Origin of the sequence: Pseudomonas sp. CDFA 610 (assembly GCF_021147865.1) — a bacterium.
GTDB classification, from domain to species: Bacteria; Pseudomonadota; Gammaproteobacteria; order Pseudomonadales; family Pseudomonadaceae; genus Aquipseudomonas; species Aquipseudomonas alliivorans.
In genome coordinates, this window is sequence record NZ_JAGTPM010000001.1 from 663,195 (window position 1) to 686,419 (window position 23,225).

Consider the following 23,225-nt stretch of genomic DNA (forward strand, 5'->3'; position numbering starts at 1 on the left):
ATCCAGTGCCTTATAAAATCCAGAATTAATTCCAGTAACAGACTTGCAGTTTTCTGGAAATGAGAATAGTTTGCATCCCGAACTTAGCGAGGGTTACCCCATGTTGAATGATGGCTTATTGAACTCTACTACCTCTTCGCATAAAACCAATGCCAACTATCTGGCCCGTCAGGCGAGATTTGAATCCAACGTACGAAGTTATCCGCGCAAGTTGCCACTGGCGATTGCCAAGGCGCATGGCCTGTGGGTAACGGATGTCGAAGGCACGACGTACCTGGATTGTCTGGCCGGAGCCGGAACGCTGGCATTGGGGCACAACCATGAGGCGATCATGGCCAGCCTCGACAGCTTCCTGACGTCGGGAATGCCGATGCACACGCTGGACCTGACCACGCCGGTCAAGGATGCCTTCAGTGAAGCGCTGCTGAGTCTGCTGCCAGGGCAGGGCCGCAACTATTGCCTGCAGTTCTGCGGCCCGTCCGGCGCCGATGCGGTGGAAGCGTCGATCAAGCTGGCGAAAACCGCAACGGGCCGCAGCAATATCATCAGCTTCTCCGGTGCCTACCACGGCATGACCCACGGTGCTCTGGCGCTGACCGGCAATACCGGGCCGAAAGATGCGGTCGCCAGTCTGATGCCAGGCGTGCAATTTCTGCCTTACCCGCACGAATACCGCTGCCCTCTGGGTCTGGGCGGCGAAGCCGGTACCGAGGCGCTGAGTTACTACTTCACCCAGTTCATCGAAGACGTCGAAAGTGGCGTATCGCTTCCCGCTGCGGTGATTCTGGAAGCCGTGCAGGGCGAGGGCGGCGTCAACCCTGCCCCGGACAGCTGGTTGCGGCAGATACGCGAAGTGACCCGTAAACACGGCATCCTGCTGATTCTTGACGAAGTGCAGGCCGGTTTTGGCCGTACCGGCAAGATGTTCGCGTTCGAGCATGCCGGGATCGAACCGGACATCATCGTCATGTCCAAGGCGGTCGGTGGCGGCCTGCCGCTCGCCGTGCTGGGCATCCGGCGTGAGTTCGACGCGTGGGCGCCGGGCAACCACTCGGGCACCTTCCGCGGCAACCAGATGGCAATGGCCACCGGTCTCGCGACACTGGAAGTGCTGCAGCGCCAGAACCTGGCCGGTCAGGCCGCCAGACGCGGACAATGGCTCAAGGATCAACTGACGCTTTTGCAACAACATTACCCGGCCATGGGGCAGGTACGTGGACGCGGTCTGATGCTTGGCATCGAGATCGTCGACGAGCGCAAACCTGCAGATCGCCTCGGCAGCTTTCCGACCGACGCCGAACTTGCGCTGGTTATTCAGCAGCACTGTTTCAAACAGGGTCTGTTGCTGGAACGCGGTGGCCGCAACGGTAACGTCATCCGCCTGTTACCGCCGCTGATCATTACAGACGAACAGTGCCAGTTGGTTGTTCAGCGATTCGAAGAGGCACTCAAGGCCGCATTAATTCAATTGCGCACACACTAACGTCACCGCGTTCATTTTCATTCAAACCTGTCGGCCGCCATTCAGAAGTTTGGGCCGAACAAACGTAGTGTGTTTGCTGAAGGGTTTATCGTCCCGAATGATAAGCCGGGCAAATGCTTGAGTTGTTTTCGCAGCAGATGATTATCTGACACTTGTTGCGATGTCACTTAGACAGTAAGCGTAAAGCGACTGTGGAGCAGACATGACTAATACCGATCGCACCGTTTTATCAACTATGGTGAGCGAGCTGGCGACGACCCGCGCGTTACTCAATTGCCTGATAAAGGAATTTGCACTGCCGGAACACTGCCTTCACTACACCTGGCCCCAGGGCATGCAGGGCATCGCGCCTGGCTGCTTTGTCGATGGCGGCCACTGGAAAGGCATCCCGCTGACCATCAGCCTGCCCAATAAGCAACAATTCTTCGTGCTGGTAGATCGCCGCGACGGCCTGGGCAGCCACCGCTATCTGTCCGACGTCTATGCACGGCGTGGACAAGGCAGTTGGCAATGCCCGGCTTTTCCTGAATTCGTCCAGCAGTTGCTGAGCGCCTGTGAGTACATGACCCGCGCCAGCAACGACGAACTGCTGGTTCAGGTCATGCAAAGCCAGCACCTGACGGCTGCCATCGTCGCCCATAACATGACCGGCGAGCACCCGGAGCCGTTGAGCGGATACCTGGCCAGCGAGCAGGGCCTCTGGTTCGGGCATCCCAATCACCCTGCACCCAAGGCGCGCCTGTGGCCCGAACATCTGGCACAGGAAACCTACGCGCCGGAGTTTCAGGCAAAAACCGCGCTTCACCTGTTCGAAGTGCCGATGGAGGGGCTTCGGATCAGTTCCAATGGTCTGAGCGAAGCACAAGTGATGGCCGGTTTTGTCGACCAGGCAAAAGCCCGGCCCGGCCACGCGCTGATCTGCATGCATCCGGTGCAGGCCGAGCTGTTCATGCAGGATCGTCGTGTGCAGCGTCTGCTCGAACTGGGTGAAGTCACCGACCTTGGTACCAGCGGACCGCTGGCCAGTCCGACGGCTTCGATGCGCACCTGGTACATCGAAGGGCACGACTATTTCATCAAGGGTTCGCTGAACGTGCGCATCACCAACTGTGTCAGGAAAAACGCCTGGTACGAGCTGGAAAGCACGCTGATCATCGACGAGCTGTTCCAGCGCCTGCAGCAAACCAGACCGGAAACCCTTGGCGGGCTGTCCACGGTGGCTGAACCCGGTTCCATGAGCTGGGCGCCCAAAGGTGCCAGCGAAACCGATGCCCACTGGTTTCGCGAGCAGACCGGCGCAATTCTGCGCGAAAACTTCTGCCGCCATTCCGGTGCCGACCGCAGTGTGATGGCGGGCACGCTGTTCGCCCGCGATCTGCGCTCACGTCCGCTGGTGCACGACTTCCTGCAAAACTTCAAAGGCTCGAAACTCGATGATGAGGACCTGCTGGCCTGGTTCGACCAGTATCAGGCCTTGCTGCTGCGTCCGGTCATGGCGCTGTTCTTCAACCATGGCGTGGTGATGGAACCGCATTTGCAGAACGCCGTGCTGATTCACGATAACGGCCAGCCTCGACAGTTGCTGTTGCGCGACTTCGAAGGCGTCAAACTCACCGACGAACTGGGTATCAAGTCCATCGAAGTCGGTTTGCACCCACGCATTCGGCAGTCACTGACCTACACCCGAGAGCAGGGCTGGAGCCGCATCACCTATTGCCTGCTGATCAACAACCTGTCCGAAGCCGTGCTGGCCCTGAGCTGGGAGCGGCCGCACCTTGCGCCGCTGATGTGGCAGCAGGTCGAGCAACAGCTACGTAGCATCCGCAAGGAACTGATACGTCCGGCGCCAGAACTGGATGCACTGATCGCAGGCCATTCGATTGCCTGCAAGACCAACCTGAAAGTGCGTCTGGCGGCCAAGGCCGATCGTGAGGCCAATTACGTGCGCCTGGCATCACCATGGGCCGAAGAAGGGCGCTACGCTGAGCAGGATGAGGTGCGTTATGCATAAGTTGCCTGACACGGTGCGTGCCGCCATAAACGAGGCGCGCTCGCTGGAGTCGGATCCGCTGGCTGCTTTCATTTACGATCTGGACGCCCTTGAGCAGCATGTGAGCGAGGTCATGGCAGCGCTGCCCGCTGGCGTTGAACTGTACTACGCGATCAAGGCCAACAGCGAAGCGCCGGTACTGGCCACGCTGGCCCCTCTGGTCAGCGGCTTCGAGATTTCCTCGGGAGGTGAGATCGAGCGGGTGATGGCGTGCGCTGTGCGCAAACCCTATGTGTTCTCAGGTCCCGGCAAGCTGGACTCGGATCTGCGCAGCGCGCTGCTCAACAAGGTCGAGGCGTTCCATGTGGAGAGCCTTAACGAAATCGAACGTCTGCAACGACTGGCGAGCGAAGTCGGACGTGTCCAGCCGGTGTTCATCCGCATCAATCCGCAGTTGCCGCCCACTCAGTCGAGCAGACTGGCCATGGCCGGAACCGCCACGCCATTTGGCATCGACGAAGCGGACCTCGCTGAAGCCGTGCAGCGCGTCGACAGCGCCAGTCACCTTTCGCTCAAGGGCTTTCATGTCCATGCCATGTCGCACCAGCAGTCGGTCGAGCGTCACGAACAACTGATTGATCTTTACCTGCAGCGCTGGCCGCAGTGGAAAGCCCTGACCCGCAACCCGGAGCATGTCACGCATTTCAACGTGGGCGGCGGCATTGGCGTCGATTACCTCAGCGGTCAGCGTTTCGATTGGCAGCGCTTTTGCCGTTACCTGGAAAAGCGCCTGGGCGAAGAGGCCGATGCGCCGATCCTGCGTTTCGAGCCAGGCCGTTTCATGAGCGCTTATTGTGGCTACTACGCAATCGAAGTACTGGATATCAAGACCAGTCACGGCGAGCATTTCCTGGTCTGCCGCGGCGGGACCCACCAGTTCCGGCTGCCGGTGGCCCAGAGTCACGATCACCCGGTCATCCATCTGCCGAACGTGCCACAGACTGCCGAATCCGAGGAAAGGGCCTGCACGGTGGTCGGTCAGCTGTGCACGCCCAAGGATGTATTGAGTCGCAGGCACCCGTTCAAGGGGGTGGCGATCGGCGACTTGCTGGTGCTGCCGCTGGCCGGTGCCTATGGCTTCAACATTTCCCATGTGGATTTTCTCTGCCACCCGCGTCCGGCGCAGCACTTCGTGCGCAACGGTGAACGGATCCGGGAGGACGTTCGGTGAAATCCGGCCTCAACGTCCCGCGCAGTTGGGTGGTGATCAACGTATTGCTGGGCACGCTGACCGTGAGCCTGAGCAACAGCTCGCTCAACCCGGCGCTGCCCACGTTCATGGAAGCGTTCCGGATCGGTCCGCTGATGGCCACCTGGATCGTCGCCGCGTTCATGACCAGTATGGGCATGACCATGCCGCTGACCAGCTTTCTCAGCCAACGGGTCGGGCGCAAGCGCCTGTACCTGTGGGGTGTTGCGCTGTTCATCGGCGGATCACTGCTGGGGGCGCTGGCCAACTCCATTGCGTTGGTGATCGCCGCGCGCGTGGTGCAGGGCGTGGCCAGCGGGCTGATGATTCCGTTGTCGCTGGCCATCATCTTCGCCGTCTATGAAAAGCATGAGCGGGGCAGGGTAACCGGGCTCTGGAGTGCCGCCGTGATGCTCGCTCCGGCATTGGGTCCGCTATGCGGCAGCCTGTTGCTGGAGTGGTTCAGCTGGCGGTCGTTGTTTCTGATGAATGTGCCCATCGGCCTGCTGGCATTGGTGTTGGGCATCGGTGTCCTCCCCGCGTCCGAGCCGCCCGAGCGCAAGCCTTTCGATCTGGTCGGCTACTTGCTGATCGCGTCGGGGATCGGCCTGCTGATGGTGGCCATCAGTCGCATGCACCACGCCGAGGCGCTGCTGGACCCTCTCAATCAGGGCATGGTTCTGGTGGCGGTGACCTGTCTGATCGCGTTCGTGCGCGTGGAGCTGCGCCGCAAGGATCCGTTGCTGAACCTGCGGTTGTTCAACCTGCGCGGCTATCGACTGAGTGTGATCGTCGCCGTGGTGCAATCGGTCGGCATGTTCGAGTGCCTGGTTCTGCTGCCGCTGCTGGTGCAGACCGTGATGGGTTACAACCCGATCTGGACCGGTCTGTCGCTGCTCTGCACGGCGGCTTTCGCCAGTCTGTTCGGACAGTGGGGCGGCAAGGCACTGGACCGTCATGGTCCGCGCAAGGTGGTCGCCATCGGCCTGTTGCTGACCGGTCTTTCGACGCTGGCACTGGGTCTGCTCGAATCCGATGCGGCCATAGGCATGGTGTTCGTTTTAATGATGGTCCGCGGCGCAGGTCTGGGCCTGTCCTACATGCCGATTACCACCGCCGGTCTCAACGCGTTGCCTGAACCGATGGTCACGCAGGGTGCGGCGATGAACAACATCTCACGGCGTCTGGTGGCGTCGCTGGGAATTGTCATCGCATCGCTGTGGCTCGAGTTCCGCCTGAGCTCGGCAGGACCGACCGCCACGCCATCGGCCATCAGCGAAGTCTTCATTGCCACCGGATTGCTGATCCTCCTGGCCTTGCCCTGCGCCTGGCGCTTCCCCGTCAATGAAAAGCCCATGAATGAAAAGCCCGTTAACGATGAGCGCGCCGAGGCACAGCCTGGCGCCGTCGAAACCCGATAATTCCGTGAGGTATGAACATGGCAACCCCTCTACCGTTGAACCCTTTGCCGCGTGATCAACATTCCGTAAAAGCCCCGGCAACCGGCGACTGGCTGGCGAACATCGACGCTGGACGTTATGCAAAAGTGCAGCGCCGCGTGATCGGTCAGTTGCTGCAGACGCTGCTTTACGAGGCCGCTCTGCCTTACACCTGTGTATCGCTGGATGAGCATCGGCATCTGTTTGTGGTGCCAGCGACAGATTCGGCTCAGGCACCTGTCGAGTACCGCTGCAGCGGCCTGCTCAGCAGCAGTTTCGAGTTGATCAGGCTTGATCACGCCAGTCTCGAACGCGTCGACAAGGACGGCAAACGCAGCGTACCGGACCTGCATCAGGCCCTCACCGAGTTGCTCGCCCCATTCAAGGACAGCCCGCATCTGGCGCGCTTCATTCAGGAAATCGAGCAGACTCAGCTCAAGGACCTGCAAGCCCGCAATCAGGACTATAAGCCAGCGAAGCCCGCTCACCAGCTGGATGTCGACGCCCTGGAGCAGCATTTCATGGACGCCCACAGCTACCACCCGTGCTACAAGTCGCGCATCGGCTTTTCACTGGCCGACAACGTCAGATATGGACCGGAGTTCGCCACGCCGATTGAAGTGGTCTGGATTGCCGTTGCTAAAACCAGTGCCTCTGTCGGTCACGTTCGTGCGATGGACCTTCAACAGTTCATTCGCAGCGAACTTGGCACGCAACGCTGGCAGGCGTTTGCCCAAACGCTGGCAGCGCAGGGCAAGGCCATGGATGACTATCAGCTCATGCCGGTGCATCCATGGCAGTGGGACAACGTGACAGTGTCGACCTTCTTCCCCGAGCTGGCCGGCGGCGAGCTGATCTATCTCGGCACCTCCAGTGATCAATACAAGGCCCAGCAGTCGATACGCACCTTGGCCAACGCCAGCGATCCGAAGAAGCCATACGTCAAACTGGCGATGAGCATGACCAACACGTCCAGCACGCGCATTCTGGCGCGGCATACGGTGTTGAACGGGCCGATCATTGCCGACTGGCTGCAGCACCTGATCAGTACTGACAGCACCGCTCGCGAACTGGGGTTCGTCATTCTCGGCGAAGTGGCCGGAGTCAGCTTCGACTATCGTCATCTGCCGGAGTCGCGTTCGACCCAGACCTACGGCACGCTGGGTGCAATCTGGCGCGAAAGCCTGCATCAGTACCTCAGGAATGATGAGCAGGCCGTGCCGTTCAACGGGCTGAGTCATGTGGAAAATCGTTACGGTGATGGAACACCGTCGCCTTTCATTGATGCGTGGGTACGTCAGTACGGCCTGGAAAACTGGACCCGGCAGTTGTTGCAGGTCACCGTGCCGCCGATCATTCACATGCTTTACGCCGAAGGCATCGGCATGGAATCCCACGGCCAGAACATCGTACTGATCACCAAAGACGGCTGGCCGCAGCGGATTGCACTCAAGGATTTCCATGATGGCGTGCGCTATTCGCCTGCGCATCTGGGGCGTCCCGAGCTGTGCCCCGAGCTGGTGCCGCTGCCTGCCAGCCACGCGAAACTCAACCGCAACTCGTTCATCATTACCGACGATGTCAACGCCGTGCGCGATTTTTCCTGTGACTGTTTCTTCTTCATCTGCCTCGCGGAAATGGCGATTTTCCTGCGCCAGCAGTACCAACTGGATGAAGCGCTGTTCTGGCAGATGACGGCTGACGTGATCCTCGCGTATCAAAAGGCCCATCCGCAGCACCGTGACCGTTTCGGGCTGTTCGATGTGTTTGCACCGACCTACGAAGTGGAGGAGCTCACCAAGCGGCGCCTGCTGGGTGACGGCGAACGTCGCTTCAGGTCCGTGCCCAACCCTCTGCATGCCTACAGGCCGCAATGATGCTGAGGACCAACACGCTCAAGCAGAAACTCGACAACGGCCAGCCGGTATACGGACTGATCAGCTCGATCCCGGCGCCTGCTTCCATAGAGCTGATCGCCGAGGCCGGTTTCGACTTCGTGATCATCGACATGGAGCACGTGCTGATCAACCCGGAAACCGTGGAGAACATGATCCGCGTGGCCGAAAGCTACGACCTCACACCGCTGGTGCGGGTCGCCGATCTCAACCCGAAAATCCTGCTGCGGCTGCTTGATGGCGGTGCACAGGGCATCGTGTTGCCTATGATCGAAAGCCCGGAACAGCTAGCGGACGCGATTGCGGCCTGCAAGTACCACCCGCTGGGCCATCGCAGCCTCAATGCCGGGCGTCCGGGTTCATTCGGCAAGCACAGCCTGGCGCAGTACGTCGAAGCGGCCAACCGGCAAATCATGCTGGTGGCGATGATCGAGAGCGCCGAAGGCGTGCGCCGCGCAGCCGACATCGCTGCGGTGCCGGGCCTGGACATGATTCTCGAAGGCGCGGCGGATCTGTCCCAGTCGCTCGGCATGCCTTGGCAGATCGATACCCCGGTCGTGCAGCAGGCGCTGCTCGACACCTGGCAGGCGGCGAAAGCCGCAGACGTTGCCTATTGCACCATTCCCCGCCAGCCGGGCGACGCTGCTCGCTGGCAGGCTCGCGGGGTCAACGCCTTTGTTCTGGGGGATGAGCGCGGCATTGCCTTTCGTGCACTTCAGGCCCGCCTGACCCAACATTCTGTAGAAGGAAACTGATCCGATGAATTTCACTTCACACGCTGCAGACCTGGTGATGCAGGACCTGGTCGACTGCCTGTTGGCCGAAGACTTCTTCGGCCAGGAAAACCTGGCACTGCAGGACACCGCCCAATGGCAAATGCGCCATCCGCAGGCGTCGGCGCTGGCCGGGCAAAGTGCCGGGCAGCAAGTCTGGGACTGGAACTGCGATGCCGCCGAGCAACGCTTCATAAGCATCGCGCTGCGCCCCGGCATCACCCAGCAATGGGAGAAGGTGCCCGACACGCCGGTGCTGGGCCGTCAGGGCGAGCGCTGGACACAGTTGTCGCCCGAAGACTTCATGAAGTGGGTGTTCGCGGGCATGGCGACGCGTTTTGCAGACAACGAAAAAGGCCTGTCGCTGTTCCTCGACGTGCTGCGTATCAGTGTCTGGCAGACTGCACTGTCGCTGGATCACAACGTGGATGACCAGAACCTGATGGCTCAGGACGGCCACACGTTCTTCCGCACCATGGAGCAGTGGGCCTCGTTACGTGACCGCCCTTACCACCCGCTGGCCAAAGCCAAGCAGGGCCTGGACGAGCAGCAGTACCGCGCCTATCAGGCCGAGTTCGCCAAACCGGTGGCGTTGAACTGGGTGGCGGTGGACAAGACCCTGCTGCAATGTGGCGAAGGCGTCGCGGACCTGCAGGCGTCTTTCCCGGCCCGCTACCTGCTGCCCACTGACCTGCAGGCCCGGCTTGACCATGAAATGCAGGCCCGCGGCGTTGCCCACAGTCACGTCGCGCTACCGGTTCATCCCTGGCAGTTCGAGCACGTCCTTGAGGCGCAAGTGGGGGACGCGCTGGCCAAGGGCGACTGCCTGCGCCTGGATTTCCAGGAAGCGTCAGTCTTTGCCACATCGTCATTACGCTCGATGACGCCTTGCTTCGACAGCGCGGATTACCTGAAGCTGCCGATGGCGATCTACTCCCTCGGTGCATCGCGCTATTTGCCGGCGGTGAAGATGATCAACGGCAATCTGAGCGAGGCGTTGTTGCGCCAAGTGGTGGAAAAGGACGAAACGCTGAGTCGCTCGCTGCACCTGTGTGACGAGCGTAAGTGGTGGGCCTTCATGCCGAACGGCGCCAGCCTGTTCGACGAAGGCCCCCGTCATCTTTCGGCCATGCTGCGCCGTTATCCGGCAGCTTTGCTAGACGATCCCGAATGCCGTCTGTTGCCGATGGCTGCGCTGGGCACGCCGTTGCCGGGCAGCAACCGGCACTTCTTCGATGAATGGATGGCGTATCGCGAGCTGCCACGCAATCAGGCCTCGGTCCTGACGCTGTTCCGGGAGTTGAGCCACAGCTTCTTCGACATTAACCTGCGCATGTTGCGCCTGGGCATGCTGGGCGAAGTACATGGTCAGAATGCGGTGCTGGTGTGGAAAGCCGGACAGGCACAGGGCCTGTTGCTGCGTGATCACGACTCGCTGCGCATCTTTGTGCCGTGGCTTGAGCGCAACGGAATGCAGGATCCGGTGTATCGCATGAAGAAAGGTCATGCCAATACCCTGTACCATGAGCGCCCTGAAGATTTGCTGTTCTGGCTGCAGACGCTGGGTATTCAGGTCAACGTCCGGGCAATCATGGATACCCTTGCACAGGTTTACGACATTCCGGTCACCGCGCTGTGGGCCGTATTGCGCGACGTGCTGGACAACCTGATCACCACCATTGAATTCGACGAGGAGGCTCGCGACATGCTCCGCCACCAACTGTTCGAAGTACCGAACTGGCCACAGAAACTGCTGCTCACGCCGATGATTGCGCGAGCAGGCGGACCTGGCAGCATGCCGTTCGGCAAAGGCCAGGTGGTGAACCCGTTCCACAGGTTGCGACGTGAGGTCTGACGAGCCTTTTCAGCCATCGCGGCGCGGCCTGCTACGCCTGTCGCTGGGGCTCTTGGTGTTACCCGGATTGACGCTGCCCGGCATTGCCCGGGCAGCGCCGTTGCGGGTGGTCACGCTGTTTCAGGGCGCCTCCGACACGGCGGTGGCGCTGGGCGTCATGCCCTGTGGCGTGGTGGACTCCTGGAGCGAGAAACCCATGTACCGCTACCTGCGTCCGGCACTGGCAACAGTGCCTCACGTGGGCCTGGAAACCCAGCCGAGTCTGGAAGACATCGTTCTGCTCAAGCCGGACCTGATCGTGGCCTCGCGTTTTCGCCATCAACGCATTGCGCCCTTGCTCGAACAGATCGCCCCGCTAGTGATGCTGGAAGAGGTGTTCGAATTCAAACGCACCCTGGCGATGATGGGCGCAGCCCTGAATCGCCAGCAGCAGGCCATGGCGCTGCTTGGACAATGGCAGCAACGTGTGGCGACGCTGCGAGAGCAACTGAAGGCGAGGTTTGCCGGACGCTGGCCCATCACCGTATCAGTGCTCGATGTCCGCGAGGACCATATCCGCAGCTACCTGCCCGCCAGCTTTGCCGGTTCCGTGCTCAGCGAGCTGGGCTTCGACTGGACACCTGCCGCCCGCGAAGCACAGGGCGTTTCCCTCAAACTCAGCAGTAAAGAGAGCCTGCCTGTGGTCGATGCCGACCTGTTCTTTATCTTTCAGCGTGGCGACAGCAAAGCCGCGCAGAACACGTACGAAAAGCTTGTGCAGCATCCGTTCTGGAAACAGTTGCGCGCACCGCAGGACGGTCAGGTCTGGCGCGTGGACGCGGTGGCCTGGAGCCTGTCCGGCGGGATACTGGGGGCCAACCTGATGCTCGACGAGATCTCACAGGTTGCGCTCGGAACCCGTCCTTCATGAGTCAGGGGATGAGACTGGGCATCGCCGCAGTGGTGCTTGTGATGTGCATGGGGTTGAGCCTTGCATCAGGCGCCAGCTGGATTTCGCCTGCGGCGATCCTCAACAGCGTCTGGCAGACGGATGCCCTGAGTGCGAGCCAGCATGTGCTGCTCGACAGCCGCTTCACGCGTACATTGATGGCCATTGCCGTGGGCGCAAGTCTGGCCGTGGCCGGTGCCCTGATGCAGGCCCTGACGCGTAACCCGTTGGCGTCTCCCGGTCTGTTCGGCATCAATGCGGGGGCGACGTTCTCGATCATTGCCTGTTCCTCGTTGCTGACCCTGACGTCGATGAGTCAGTGGCTGTGGTGCGCGTTCATCGGCGCGGCGGTGGCCGGGTGTCTGGTCTGGGTGATCGGCAATCGGGGGCAGGGCAGTCTCAATCCGCTGCGTATCGTTCTGGCGGGAGCGGCTATTACGGCGTTGTTCACCGCGTTCAGTCAGGCATTGCTGGTGGTCAATCAGGACGGTCTGGACACGGTGTTGTTCTGGCTCGCGGGTTCGCTGTCGGAACGCGACCTGAGCACCGCTGCGCCGATGCTGGCCTGTGTGGTGCTGGCCCTGATCGCCGCGCTGCTGCTGGCAGGGCAAGTCAATGTGCTCAATACCGGTGAAGCGATTGCCACCGCACTGGGTCAGCGCACCGGGCTGATTCGCCTGCTGATGAGCGTCGTGATCATTGCTCTGGCGGGGAGCGCCGTGGCACTGGCAGGCAGCATCGGCTTTATCGGCCTGCTGGTGCCGCACATGGTGCGCAAGACGTTGTCCATCGACCATCGCTGGCTTCTGCCTGGCTGCGCGGTGCTGGGTGCGACGCTTTTGCTGCTCGCCGACACCTTGGCACGGGTGGTGATCGTGCCGCAGGAAGTGCCGGTCGGTGTGATGACGGCCCTGTTCGGTGCGCCATTCTTCATTGCACTGGCACGCCGGGGAGCGCGGTATGGATAAGCACCTGACGCTCCGCTATCGAGGGTTCTCCAGACGCTTCACTCTGGCTGGCCTGACACGGTTGCTGGTGGCGCTCGCTTTCACGTTGCTGGTCATGTCGGGCTCGCTGGCGGTGGGCAAGATCAACCTTTCGCCTGCAACGCTGTTCGACGTGCTGTTCGGGCATGCGGACCAGAGTCTGGTGTTCATCGTCGAACAACTGCGCATGCCAAGGCTGGCGCTGGCCGCGCTGGTCGGTGCGGCGCTTGCCGTGTCCGGCCTGATTCTGCAGAGCATCATCCGCAACCCGTTGGCCTCGCCGGATCTGTTGGGTATCACCAGTGGTGCCAGTGCGGCGGCGGTGATCTACCTGTCGTTCTTCTCGGCAGCGCTGGGTGCCCAGTTTCTGCCCCTTGCAGCCATCAGTGGCGCCGGTCTGGCGGCATTGGCCATCTATCTCCTGGCCTGGAATCAGGGCGCTTCACCGCTGCGTCTGGTGCTGATCGGCGTCGGCGTGTCGGCCTTGCTGGCCGCCGTCACGACCTTCATTCTGGTGTTCAGCCCGTTGACCACAACGTTGTCAGCCTACGTCTGGCTGACCGGTAGCGTGTACGGCGCCAGTTGGCCCGAACCAAGGGCGCTGGCAAGCTGGCTGGTGGTGGTCCTGCCGTTGCTGGTACTGCTCGCCCGACAGGTGCGGGTGCAGCAGTTGGATGATGATTTGGCCCAGGGCATCGGTGTGCGTGTGCAGTGGTTGCGTGCAGGGCTGTTGCTGGTCAGCGTGGCGCTGGCCGGTCTGGCCGTGGCCTGGGGCGGGGCGATTGCCTTTGTCGGCCTGATTGCGCCGCATATCGCCAAACGTCTGGTACCGCCAGGGTTTGCCGGTCAGGCGCTGATGTCTGCGCTGATGGGCGCCAATCTGGTAATGCTGGCCGATCTGGCCGGGCGTACGCTGTTCCTGCCGCTGGATCTGCCCGCAGGAATTTTTGTCGCGGTGCTGGGCACGCCGTTTTTTCTGTATCTATTGATCAACCAGCGGCATTAAGGAATTTTGGATGGCGTCCATTGCAACCCGTGACCTGACCCTGAGCTATCAGGGTCAGGTCATCATCGACAGCCTTGACCTGCTGCTTCCTCCGGGGCAGGTCACGGTGCTGATCGGCAGCAACGGTTGCGGCAAAAGCACGTTGCTCAAATCCCTGGCGCGTCTGCTCAAACCTCAGGCAGGCAGTGTGGTGCTCAACGGGGCTGACATTCATCACAAGTCCACGGCAACCGTGGCCCGTGAACTGGCGATCCTGCCGCAGATGCCCAGCGCGCCGGAAGGCATCAGTGTGCGCCAGTTGGTCGCGCTGGGCCGCTATCCGTACCAGAACTGGATGCAGCAATGGTCCGCTCAGGATGAGGCCATGGTCGAAAAGGCACTGATGCAGACCGGCATGCACGCGCTGGCCGAGCGCCCGGTGGACGCCTTGTCGGGCGGCCAGCGTCAGCGCGCCTGGATCGCCATGACCCTGGCACAGGACACCGATCTTGTGCTGTTGGACGAGCCGACCACCTTTCTCGACCTGGCTCATCAGATCGAAGTGCTTGACCTGCTGCGCGACCTCAACCGGCAGGAAGGCAAGACCATCGTCATGGTCCTGCACGACCTGAATCTGGCCTGCCGTTACGCCGATCACATGATTGCCGTACACCAGCGCACGGCGTTTGCGCAGGGGCGTCCTGCCGACATCCTCAGCGAAACGCTGGTCAAACAGGTGTTCGACCTGAATTGCCGGATCATCCCCGACCCGTTTTTCGGTACGCCGCTGTGCATTCCCTTCGGCCGGGAACTGCCGCAATGACCACAGCGCAAGTGTTCAGTGAAGCCGAATGGGCGTTGCTCTGCGGACCGTTGCAGCTCAGGACCGCTGAGGCTCGTGATCCCCGGTCACTGCCTGCGCACGCTTTGCTGGACGAAGCTGTGTGCCGCGAGTTGCTTGATGCACTGGGGCCGGTCATCGGTTCTCCCACGCGGGCGATCACAGCCTCCTTGCTGGCCAAACGGTTCTCCTTTCTCAGCACTGGCGCATGCCTGTACGCCATGTCGGTCTTCGACAAAGGCCTCAGCCTGTCGCTGGACAACAGCCTGGTCGAATACGCCCATGACGACGGCCTCTGGACCTCATCCATGCCGCTGCTGAGCGTTGTTCCTTTTAGCTATGCGTCCGGAGAGCGGGAAATCTGGCGTGAATCGATCGTTCGGACCCTGTTCGCCGGATTGCTGAAGCCGCTTTGGGAAACATTCAATCGGGTGAGCGGTATTTCTCGACGCATCCTGTGGGAAAACACGGCCGTTCGCGTGTATTCGCTTTACGAGAAACGTATGGCCAAGGTTGACGATCCTGTCATTCGTACTCGGTACGAAGCCGATTTCGACTGGCTGTTGAATCACGCGGATCCGTCCTTGTTCGGTCTGGACTACAACCCGCTGAAGCATTTCAGGCGACCACCGACGACATTGCCGTCCGGGCAGACCATTCGCTTCCGACGCACCTGCTGTTTTTATTACGACGCAAGCAATCCCGTCGAGTACTGCTCGACCTGTCCGTTATTGAGGCCAAAAAAATGCCGATGAATGAGCGAATCGCACCGCGACAGCAACACATCAGCCACGACGTGCTTGATCAGTACCGGGACATTTCAGCATCCACCATCGGCCATTTGACCGAATCCGGTTATCTGCCTGGCATCAGGCCGTTGTTCGAAGGTGCTCGCATGGCAGGCAATGTCGTCACCGTCAAAGTGGAACTGCCCGATGGCAGCATCTTGCGTGACGCTTTGATCAACAGCGAGCCGGGCGACGTACTGGTCGTCGAATGCACAGGTGATGACCATTGCGCCTGCTGGGGCGAACTGCGCACGCTGGCGGGCCTGATCAAGGGGCTGGCAGGTGTGGTGGTGTCGGGTGCGGTCACGGATGTCGCGGCGTTACGCGCGCATGGTTTACCCGTATTCAGTCGCGGGATCAGTGCCGTTACCACACGCAGCCTCGGGCAGAGTGGGGCGCTCAATCAGCCGGTCAGAATCGGCGAGGTCACGGTACAGCCGGGTGATATTGCGATTGGCGACGACGACGGCGTGTTCATTCTGACAGCACACCAGGCTGGTGAACTGTTGCCTGGATTGCTGGCGAAAGAACAGGCAGATCGAACGCGCCGTGATGAATTGCTGGGTCGACTGGTTGAAAAGCGAATGAACGTCACGAAACGCTTCGCGGTGTAGCGAGACGCAACCAGACCGCCAAGGCTACGCGCAATGCAATCCGGTTTCATTGCGCGCAACGGCGACGCAAGCGCTCAGTTCGGATCATCCATGGAAACCTGAGCGATGCCTTCTGCACCCAGACTGTCCATGATGCCGTTGACCAACTGGGTGATGGTCCAGGGCTTGGCGATGAACAGCACGTCATCCTTCAATTGATCGCTGCCCGGCGTGCCGTGGCCGGACATGACCACGACCGGAATGTGCGACCACTGTGAGCCCACCAGGTTGGCCAGCGCGATGCCGTCCATGCTGCCCGGCATACGGACATCCGTCAGTAGCAGGGCAACCTTGTTGGTGTTCTGCTGGAGGTATTTCATCGCTTCGTCGGCGTTTTCCACCGCCTTGGTGCGCAGTCCGACGTCCGTCTCGAGGATTTCACAGACGAAGTCACGGATCGTCTGTTCGTCTTCAACGACCAGCACCAGACCTTCCCCTTGTGCAGGCTTCCCATACTGCTCTGATTGAGCCATTTTTCGTTCCCTCAGCCTTGCATTTCACATTCAAAAACACTGCAACGTCGGATTGAACCGTTGCTCATGCTGATATGAGCAAAACAGGGAACGAAAAATTCATATTTTTCTGAAAATCAGCTTATCTCATTGTCTGGCCGGGCCACTGGGTACGATCTGAGCCTGCGTGCTCGCCACGCTGATCTTGCCTGCTCCAGCAGTCTGGGGCACTTGTTTGAACGCAACGTCTGCGGGCAAGGGCGTAATCAGATAGTCGGCGTGTTGGCTGAAAGCCTGAAGCGCATTGATATCTTCCGGGCGGTAATCGTTACCACTGAACGCTTGCTGATTGGGCACACACGGCCTGCCAATCGCGGCCTGACACGCTGCATTTTCGGCGTCGGTCCCTGGCGCGAAGAGTGCAAAAGCAGTGCCGGGTTGATGCGCATCGAAGTAGAAAGGGTGCGTGACATGATCGAAATAATTACCTTCCACCAGCAGGTGGGAGTAAATGGTCCGCGGCATGATTGCGCCTTGGTAGCTCACTTGGGAATACACGTTATTGACCAGTTGCACAGTGACGTCGGCATTGGCCATACCGCCGGCATGCGGCCCGCGACCGGACGTATCGTGCACGTAGTTTCTGGCCACGGTCAGCGTGTCCGGATTGCCCAGAAACAGCCACACCCAGTAGTGATGGCCGTCGCAGGACGCCGAATAGGGCGTGCGCCCGTCGAATTCGTTGTCTGAAATCGTGATATGGGAGGCAGACATCCAGCCGGTTGCGATCATCTGCCTGCCGATGCGTGCGAACGTGTTGTTGCTGATCCACACACCGTCGGTATTTTCGATGATGAGGGCATCGCCCGCCCAGACGGTCTGCGGATTGACATCAGACAGCGTCAGATTACGAACGATGACGTTGTGAACACCGCCGCCGATGTGCAGCGCGATGCCCTGGATGCCCGCCTGACTGCCTACCCCGATCAGCGTTTTGTTCGAACCCACATTGAGGCGTGTCATGCCGGCGTTGTCATAGGTCACGCTGGCCGATTTCCTGTCTTGACAGAATCCGTTGAAACCGTTGATTGCCAGCTGTCCGCCCCCGGCAGGGCACGGGTTGACCTCGCACCCCATCTCGGTGGTTGTGGGACTGCCGTTGATTATCACGCTGCCACGGAAGTCGAACGCGTGATCGAGTTCGATGACGCGCGGCGTGTCGTCGGAACAATGGCCGTGGTTATCATATGAACCGCACAGCGCCTTTCGAAGCTCGCCGATTGTCGTCGGGCGGACAGGCGCTACGTCGCCACCACCTGTAACGTTTTTGGCAAACCCTTCCGGGCTGTCTGCCGCGAAAGACGGCTCGGGCATCGAAAGTCCGCCGACTGTCACCAGTCCAGAAACCAACAACCCAAACAGGCTGTGTGCGGGGATAACCCTCGATATTTTCCAGCGTGCAGGCGATCTCATTCGGTTTGATTCCACGGTTTTGGACAGGCGAACGTCACTCATCGCCTGCATGAATCGAAGCGATGAGCATTTATGGGGAGTTGCCCGTTGGTCAGGCGGGTTCGCGAGGTTCCACCGAAAGACGGGAGAAGATCAAATGACTAATTATTTAACCGCAAGCCTTGGTGCTTTCGGCCAGGGAGAGAAGAACCAGCGTTTTTCCTGAGCGGGCAAAACGCATCAACCGATCAGTGAACGAGCTGTCGCAAGATCGGTAATCAATACATCCAGATAACCGCCGCGTAACGCACCGCGAATCGCGTTCACTTTTCGCTCGCCACCGGCAAGGCCGATGACCCGTTCTATGTTCAGAAGCTGCTCAAGGTCCACCGAAACCACGACTTCCTCGCTGTCCTGCAGCACCGGCTTGCCGTCTGCATCGTAATAGCGCAGACAGATATCACCTACAGCGCCGCGTTCAGCCAACAGCTTGAGCATCGGCTCACCGTGATAGTTTCCGCTGTTGCGCAGCAGTTTTGAGGGTTCGAGCTCGCCGATGCCGACAATCGCAACGGTCAGGTTGAAGAAGCGTTCGACGACTTCCCTGACTTCATCCAGTTGCAGAATACGGTGGCGGCTGTCGACCGACTGTTCGATGCTCTGTGACGGCAGCAGGTAGGAAGGGCAGCCCAGCAGCGTTGCCAGTTGCTGAGTGAGCAGGGTGGCCTCGAAAGCCCCCTTGTTACCCACGCCACCCAACAGTTGAACCACTTCAGTTGCCGCGCTGTGCTTGGAGCTGTGCATGTAGCCGACCATCGCCCGAATGGTCGAGCTCCAGGAACTGATGCCGATTCTGTCCTTCTCGGTGATGGTGGTCTCAATGTAGTGCGCAGCCGCCGAGCCGATGGCCTGCTTAAGGGCGTCTTCATCGTCGCTGGTCGGCTCGACGACGATCACCTGTCTGACGCCATAGCGTTGTTGCAGCTCACGCTCAAGGTCGAGGTGAAAATTCGCCGGTCGCTGCACCGAAATCTTGACGATTCCCTCTTTCAACGCGCGACTGAGCGCCCGGCTCACGAACGATTGGGACAGATCCAGTTGCTGTGAAATCTGGGACTGCTTCAGTCCGTCTTCGTAATAAAGCGAAGCAATCTTAGTCAGGAGCCGCTGCTCCTCAAGCATTCTCATCCGGGATCCAACTTAGCCAGTTTGCAGGCACTATGGTGCAATTCGCCTCAAAGCAAAAGCAACCCTTTGCTTGATCAGGACATGATCAGACCGCCATCGACATTGATTGACTGACCGGTGATGTAGGCAGCGTCCGCAGAGGCCAGAAAGGTGACCAGTCCGGCAACGTCGTGGGCCGTTCCAGCGCGTTTCATCGGGATGCCGGCGACCCATTCGGCCATCAGTTCGCCAGTGCCGTAGGTTTTATCGGGCGTCGACAATATCTGCCCCCAGACCCGGTCGTTGTACTCCCACATTTCGCTTTCGATGATGCCGGGGCAGAACGCATTGACCGTTATGCCGTGAGGCGCCAGCTCATGGGCCAGACTGTGAGTAATGCCGATCACGCCCATTTTGCTGGCCGCGTAGTGGGGCGTATAGATGAAGCCCTGGCGGCCCTGACCCGAACTGGTGTTGATGAGTCGACCCCCTCGCCCGTTGTTGATCATGTGTTTGGCGGCTTCGCGGCAGCACAGCCAGACGCCAGTGGTATTGACCTGCAGCACTCGGTCGAAATCGGCACGGGGCATGCGGTCGAAATGATCGATAGTGATGATCCCGGCGTTCTGTATTGAAACGTCGACACGGCCGAAGCGAGCCTGTGCCTGGGCGTACAGGTCGATCACCGCCTGCTCGTCGGTGATGTCGGCCACCACCGGCAACACTTCAGCGCCGGTCAATTCGACGATCCGTCGGGCAGTTTCATTGACTCGATCGGCGTTGGACACCATGACCAGTTTGGCGCCTTCTCTGGCGAAGCGCTCTGCAATACCTTCACCAATGCCCCGGCATGCGCCGGTAATGACCACAGTGACTCCGTCGAAGCGTTTATTGTTCAAGATCGTGCTCCTTTGCGGGTGGATTCAGTTCGAGATGCCTGTTTCAGGCGCTGTCGCTCACCAGCAGACGAATCCGCCGTCCACAACCAGGTCGATGCCGGTGCAGAAAGACGCAGCCTGACTGGAGAGAAAGATGGCGGGGCCGACCATTTCGTCGACCGTGGCCATGCGGCCCAGCGGCGTGGTCTCTTCGAAAATCTTCACCTGATCGGCAACCTCCGGCCGAGTATTCATGGGGGTTGCGGTGTAGCCGGGACTGATGCTGTTGACTCGCACCCCACGCTGCGCCCATTCCATCGCCAGGCTTTTCGACAGGTGGATAACGCCCGCTTTCGAGGTGTTGTAGTGAGCTTGCAACAGGCCACGATTGACGATAATCCCGGACATCGACGCTATGTTGATGATCGACCCTCGTTGGCGCGGCAGCATGACGCGGGCCTGTGCCTGACAGCTGAGCATGATGCCGGTCAGGTTGACGTCGAGCATCTGCTGCCAGCGGCTCAACTCCAGCGCTTCTGCGGGCTGGGCATTGGCGATCCCTGCGGCGTTGACCGCCAGGCTGAGCGCTCCCAGATCCTGTTCCGTACGGGCAACTGCGGCTTCCAGCTCTTCAGGGGACGTGACCGAGCCTTCCAGTGCCAATGCCTTGCGGCCATGGCGCTGGATGCCCTCGAGAGTGCTGGACATGTCCCGACTGCCGGGCAGGTCGAAGCAGGCGACATGTGCACCGGCTTCAGCCAGCCCGATCGCGATGGCCTGACCGATGCCGCTGCCGGCACCGGTGACGAAGGCGGTTTGTCCACTCAAATCAAACAGACGCATAAATCGACTCCTAGGCTGTCGCCAGTTCCATGACCGCCACAGGCGTGGCGTTTTCTTTGTTCAGGATGCCCATCTGGCGACCCCGGCTCATGACCATGACCCGGCTGGCCAGACCCAGCACCTCATCCAGATCGGAACTCACCACAATCACCGCCATGCCGTTGGCAGCCAGTTCGGCAATGACTTCATAAATCGCTGCACGGGCGCCGACATCGATGCCTCGGGTCGGCTCATCGAGGATGAACACCTTGGGGTTACGGGCGAGCCACTTGGCGATGATCACTTTTTGCTGATTGCCGCCGGACAGGCAGGAAATCGTCTGTTCCGGCAGGCCCTTGACGCCCATCCTCGAGACAGCCTGCTGCGCGAACTCCCTCAAGCCGGACGGAGAAATCCAACCCTGTCCGGGGAGCAGGTCGGTATTGCCGTAGATCAGGTTTTCTTCGATGGCATGGTCCACAACCACACCTTGCTGTTTGCGATCTTCCGGCACCAGAACGATCCCGGCCTGAATGGCTTCGTGCGGTGAAGCGAAGCGTTGGGGATGATTGTCGAGAATCAGCGTACCGGTGATGCGCTCTGCCGCGCCCGCAATGGCCCTGACCAGCTCGGTCCTGCCAGCCCCGACAACGCCTGCGATGCCAAACACCTCACCTTTGTAGACCGAGAAGTCTATATCGTGAAACTCCATTTCCCGGCACTTGAGATCCTTGACCGTCAGCACGACCTCTGACTGGGCCGGCTTCATCGCAGGGAAGATCCGGTCCACACTGCGGCCGACCATTTCCGCGACCAGTTGCCTGACCGGCACCTGCGCCGTCGCGTGGACAGCAACCTGCCGACCATCGCGCAAGACGAGTATCCGGTCTGCAACTCTGGCGATTTCTTCCATTCGATGGCTGATATAGATGAAGGACACGCCCTCGGCTTTCAGGCGTTCGACCTGGGCGAAGAGTTTTTCGGTTTCCTCGCCGCCCAGCGCTGCCGTGGGTTCGTCGAGAATCAGCAGACTGGCCTTGAGGGTCAATGCCTTGGCGATCTCGACCAGTTGCTGTGCCGCCACGCTCAAACCCGCAACCTTTCGGGTCGCCGAGACTTTCAGGCCAAGACGATCCAGCTGCTTTTGCGCTTCAGCTTCCATCAAGGCTCTGTCGACACGTCCGAATCGGGTCGGCAGGCGGCCCACAAACATGTTTTCGGCAATCGACAGCTCCGGTAGCAGACGGATTTCCTGGTGGATGAGCCCGATACCTGAATCCAGCGCTGCACCGGGAGAGGCGGGCGTGTAGGCCTCGCCTTGCCAGATCATCGAGCCGCCAGCCTCGGGCGGGACGAGACCGGCGATGATCGAAGACAGCGTGGATTTGCCCGCGCCATTCTCACCGAGCAAGGCAAGCACTTCGCCCGGGTAGATATCAACGTCGATATTGGCGAGCACCTCGATGTCCGCGTACTTCTTGCCGATGTTGCGCAGGCTGAGCCTTGGTGCAGGCTGCGATTGATCTATTGCGGTGGCAGACATGGAATCTCCCGGGCATTACTGGATTGATCAACACCTCAAGAGGTGCTGGCGGATCAAGGATGGTTGGCGATGAATGGCGCCACGTTTTCCTTGGTCGTCAGAATCGCTTCCTGCAATTGTTCCTTGGGAACGGTTTTGCCTTCCTTGAGCGCGATGGCCGAGTCAAGCGCCAGTCGGCCCATCTTCTGTGCTTGCTGGGTCATGGTGGCCGAGAGTGTGCCGTTGGCGACCGCTTTGAGGCCTGCAACGTCACCGTCGAAGCCCACAATGGTCACCGGCTGCTCCAGATTGGCGACCTTCACCGCCTGCGCCGCGCCCAATGCCATGGCGTCGGCTCTACCGAAGAACACCGTGATGTTCGGGTCGCGCTGGAGCATGTCCTGAGCGACGGCAAAACCACGGTCCTGCGCCCATTCGGCCGGTTGTTCGGCGACGACTTTCAGGCCGGGGAATTTCGCGAGGCCTTCGGAGAAGCCTTTGGCACGATCGTTTTCCGGCGAGGTGCCGATCTGCCCCTGAAGAATGGCAACCCGGCCTTTGCCGCCGGTCACCTTGCCCACGTATTCAGCCAGCGTGCGGGCTGCTGCAACGCTGTCGCTGGCGATGAAGGTGTCACCCGGTGCGTCGGGCGCGTTGCGATCCACAGCGATGACCGGAATGCCTGCGGCCTTGGCTGCCTTGACCGGAACCCCGGCGGCGGTGGCGCCCGCCGGAATATAAATGAGGGCGTCGATCTTGCGTGTGATCAGGTCCTGAACCTGACTCACCTGAGTAGCCGAGTTGCCTTGTGCATCGACCGTGATCACCTTGATGCCTTTTTCCTTGCCTGCGGCTTCGACCGACTGTTTGATCTGGTTGAAGAAGTCAGCCTGCAGGTTGGCGACAGCCAGGCCGACGGTGAGGTTTTCAGCCCAGGCCTGGCCTGTCGTGGCAAGGGTGACAGCTGCGAACAGACTGCCCAGCAACAGCTTTTTTGGCGCGAACATAGCGGTTCTCCATTGTTTTTGTTGTGTACTGCGGTCAGGGAACAGAAATCGCAAAAGAAT

At 60.2% G+C, this 23,225-nt stretch carries 20 protein-coding genes; 13 read left to right on the top strand and 7 right to left on the bottom strand.

Features of this window, described 5'->3' with window-relative positions; translation table 11 throughout:
• The first annotated feature begins 100 nt into the window (after positions 1 to 100).
• The 13 genes from KDX39_RS02875 to KDX39_RS02935 all read left to right on the top strand — a co-directional run bounded on the left by KDX39_RS02875 (position 101) and on the right by KDX39_RS02935 (position 15,826).
• On the top strand, positions 101 to 1,483 hold the full coding sequence (locus KDX39_RS02875; RefSeq protein ID WP_231659304.1) for a diaminobutyrate--2-oxoglutarate transaminase: 1,383 nt from the start codon (positions 101 to 103) through the stop codon (positions 1,481 to 1,483).
• A 202-nt stretch (positions 1,484 to 1,685) separates the two neighbouring features.
• Complete coding sequence (locus KDX39_RS02880; RefSeq protein WP_231659305.1) at positions 1,686 to 3,494, top strand: IucA/IucC family protein; 1,809 nt, start codon at positions 1,686 to 1,688, stop codon at positions 3,492 to 3,494.
• Positions 3,487 to 4,704 (top strand): type III PLP-dependent enzyme, encoded by a 1,218-nt coding sequence (locus tag KDX39_RS02885; RefSeq protein ID WP_231659306.1) that lies wholly within the window; start codon positions 3,487 to 3,489, stop codon positions 4,702 to 4,704. Before KDX39_RS02880 ends, KDX39_RS02885 begins: the two co-directional genes overlap by 8 nt.
• On the top strand, positions 4,701 to 6,143 hold the full coding sequence (locus KDX39_RS02890) for a DHA2 family efflux MFS transporter permease subunit (RefSeq protein WP_231659307.1): 1,443 nt from the start codon (positions 4,701 to 4,703) through the stop codon (positions 6,141 to 6,143). The genes KDX39_RS02885 and KDX39_RS02890 overlap by 4 nt, the downstream gene beginning before the upstream one ends.
• 17 nt (positions 6,144 to 6,160) lie before the next feature.
• The gene (locus KDX39_RS02895; RefSeq protein ID WP_231659308.1) at positions 6,161 to 8,038 is read left to right on the top strand and encodes an IucA/IucC family protein; all 1,878 of its coding nucleotides are present in this window, start codon (positions 6,161 to 6,163) and stop codon (positions 8,036 to 8,038) included.
• Positions 8,038 to 8,811: an HpcH/HpaI aldolase family protein gene (locus KDX39_RS02900; protein WP_231659309.1), complete on the top strand. Its 774-nt coding sequence runs from the start codon at positions 8,038 to 8,040 to the stop codon at positions 8,809 to 8,811. Before KDX39_RS02895 ends, KDX39_RS02900 begins: the two co-directional genes overlap by 1 nt.
• Positions 8,812 to 8,815: 4 nt before the next feature.
• Entirely contained in the window at positions 8,816 to 10,684 is a 1,869-nt protein-coding gene (locus KDX39_RS02905; protein WP_231659310.1) for an IucA/IucC family protein, read from the top strand.
• Positions 10,674 to 11,594 (top strand): ABC transporter substrate-binding protein, encoded by a 921-nt coding sequence (locus KDX39_RS02910; protein WP_231659311.1) that lies wholly within the window; start codon positions 10,674 to 10,676, stop codon positions 11,592 to 11,594. The genes KDX39_RS02905 and KDX39_RS02910 overlap by 11 nt, the downstream gene beginning before the upstream one ends.
• Positions 11,591 to 12,580, top strand: a complete 990-nt coding sequence (locus KDX39_RS02915; protein ID WP_099230660.1) for a FecCD family ABC transporter permease — start codon at positions 11,591 to 11,593, stop codon at positions 12,578 to 12,580. Before KDX39_RS02910 ends, KDX39_RS02915 begins: the two co-directional genes overlap by 4 nt.
• Positions 12,573 to 13,604 (top strand): FecCD family ABC transporter permease, encoded by a 1,032-nt coding sequence (locus tag KDX39_RS02920; RefSeq protein ID WP_231659312.1) that lies wholly within the window; start codon positions 12,573 to 12,575, stop codon positions 13,602 to 13,604. Before KDX39_RS02915 ends, KDX39_RS02920 begins: the two co-directional genes overlap by 8 nt.
• Positions 13,605 to 13,614: 10 nt before the next feature.
• Positions 13,615 to 14,406, top strand: a complete 792-nt coding sequence (locus tag KDX39_RS02925) for an ABC transporter ATP-binding protein (RefSeq protein WP_099230663.1) — start codon at positions 13,615 to 13,617, stop codon at positions 14,404 to 14,406.
• Complete coding sequence (locus KDX39_RS02930; protein ID WP_231659313.1) at positions 14,403 to 15,179, top strand: IucA/IucC family C-terminal-domain containing protein; 777 nt, start codon at positions 14,403 to 14,405, stop codon at positions 15,177 to 15,179. Before KDX39_RS02925 ends, KDX39_RS02930 begins: the two co-directional genes overlap by 4 nt.
• A complete protein-coding gene (locus tag KDX39_RS02935; RefSeq protein ID WP_231659314.1) occupies positions 15,176 to 15,826 on the top strand; it encodes an RraA family protein in 651 nt (216 codons plus the stop codon). Before KDX39_RS02930 ends, KDX39_RS02935 begins: the two co-directional genes overlap by 4 nt.
• A 74-nt stretch (positions 15,827 to 15,900) precedes the next feature.
• On the opposite strand, the gene KDX39_RS02940 is transcribed toward KDX39_RS02935, so the two are convergent.
• From KDX39_RS02940 to KDX39_RS02970, 7 genes are all read right to left on the bottom strand, one after another.
• Entirely contained in the window at positions 15,901 to 16,338 is a 438-nt protein-coding gene (locus KDX39_RS02940; protein WP_099230667.1) for a response regulator, read from the bottom strand.
• Between the two features lie 126 nt (positions 16,339 to 16,464).
• Positions 16,465 to 17,691 carry a pectate lyase family protein gene (locus KDX39_RS02945; protein WP_231659356.1) on the bottom strand — a complete coding sequence of 409 codons (1,227 nt, stop codon included), beginning with the start codon at positions 17,689 to 17,691 and terminating at the stop codon, positions 16,465 to 16,467.
• Between the two features lie 318 nt (positions 17,692 to 18,009).
• Complete coding sequence (locus tag KDX39_RS02950; RefSeq protein ID WP_099230671.1) at positions 18,010 to 18,957, bottom strand: sugar-binding transcriptional regulator; 948 nt, start codon at positions 18,955 to 18,957, stop codon at positions 18,010 to 18,012.
• A gap of 74 nt (positions 18,958 to 19,031) precedes the next feature.
• On the bottom strand, positions 19,032 to 19,835 hold the full coding sequence (locus tag KDX39_RS02955; RefSeq protein ID WP_184322744.1) for an SDR family oxidoreductase: 804 nt from the start codon (positions 19,833 to 19,835) through the stop codon (positions 19,032 to 19,034).
• A gap of 57 nt (positions 19,836 to 19,892) precedes the next feature.
• Positions 19,893 to 20,657: an SDR family oxidoreductase gene (locus KDX39_RS02960; RefSeq protein ID WP_231659315.1), complete on the bottom strand. Its 765-nt coding sequence runs from the start codon at positions 20,655 to 20,657 to the stop codon at positions 19,893 to 19,895.
• Between the two features lie 10 nt (positions 20,658 to 20,667).
• On the bottom strand, positions 20,668 to 22,179 hold the full coding sequence (locus tag KDX39_RS02965) for a sugar ABC transporter ATP-binding protein (protein WP_231659316.1): 1,512 nt from the start codon (positions 22,177 to 22,179) through the stop codon (positions 20,668 to 20,670).
• Positions 22,180 to 22,232: 53 nt separating this feature from the next.
• Positions 22,233 to 23,165, bottom strand: coding sequence for a sugar ABC transporter substrate-binding protein (locus KDX39_RS02970; protein ID WP_099230679.1), 933 nt, complete (start codon positions 23,163 to 23,165; stop codon positions 22,233 to 22,235).
• Positions 23,166 to 23,225 lie beyond the last annotated feature (60 nt).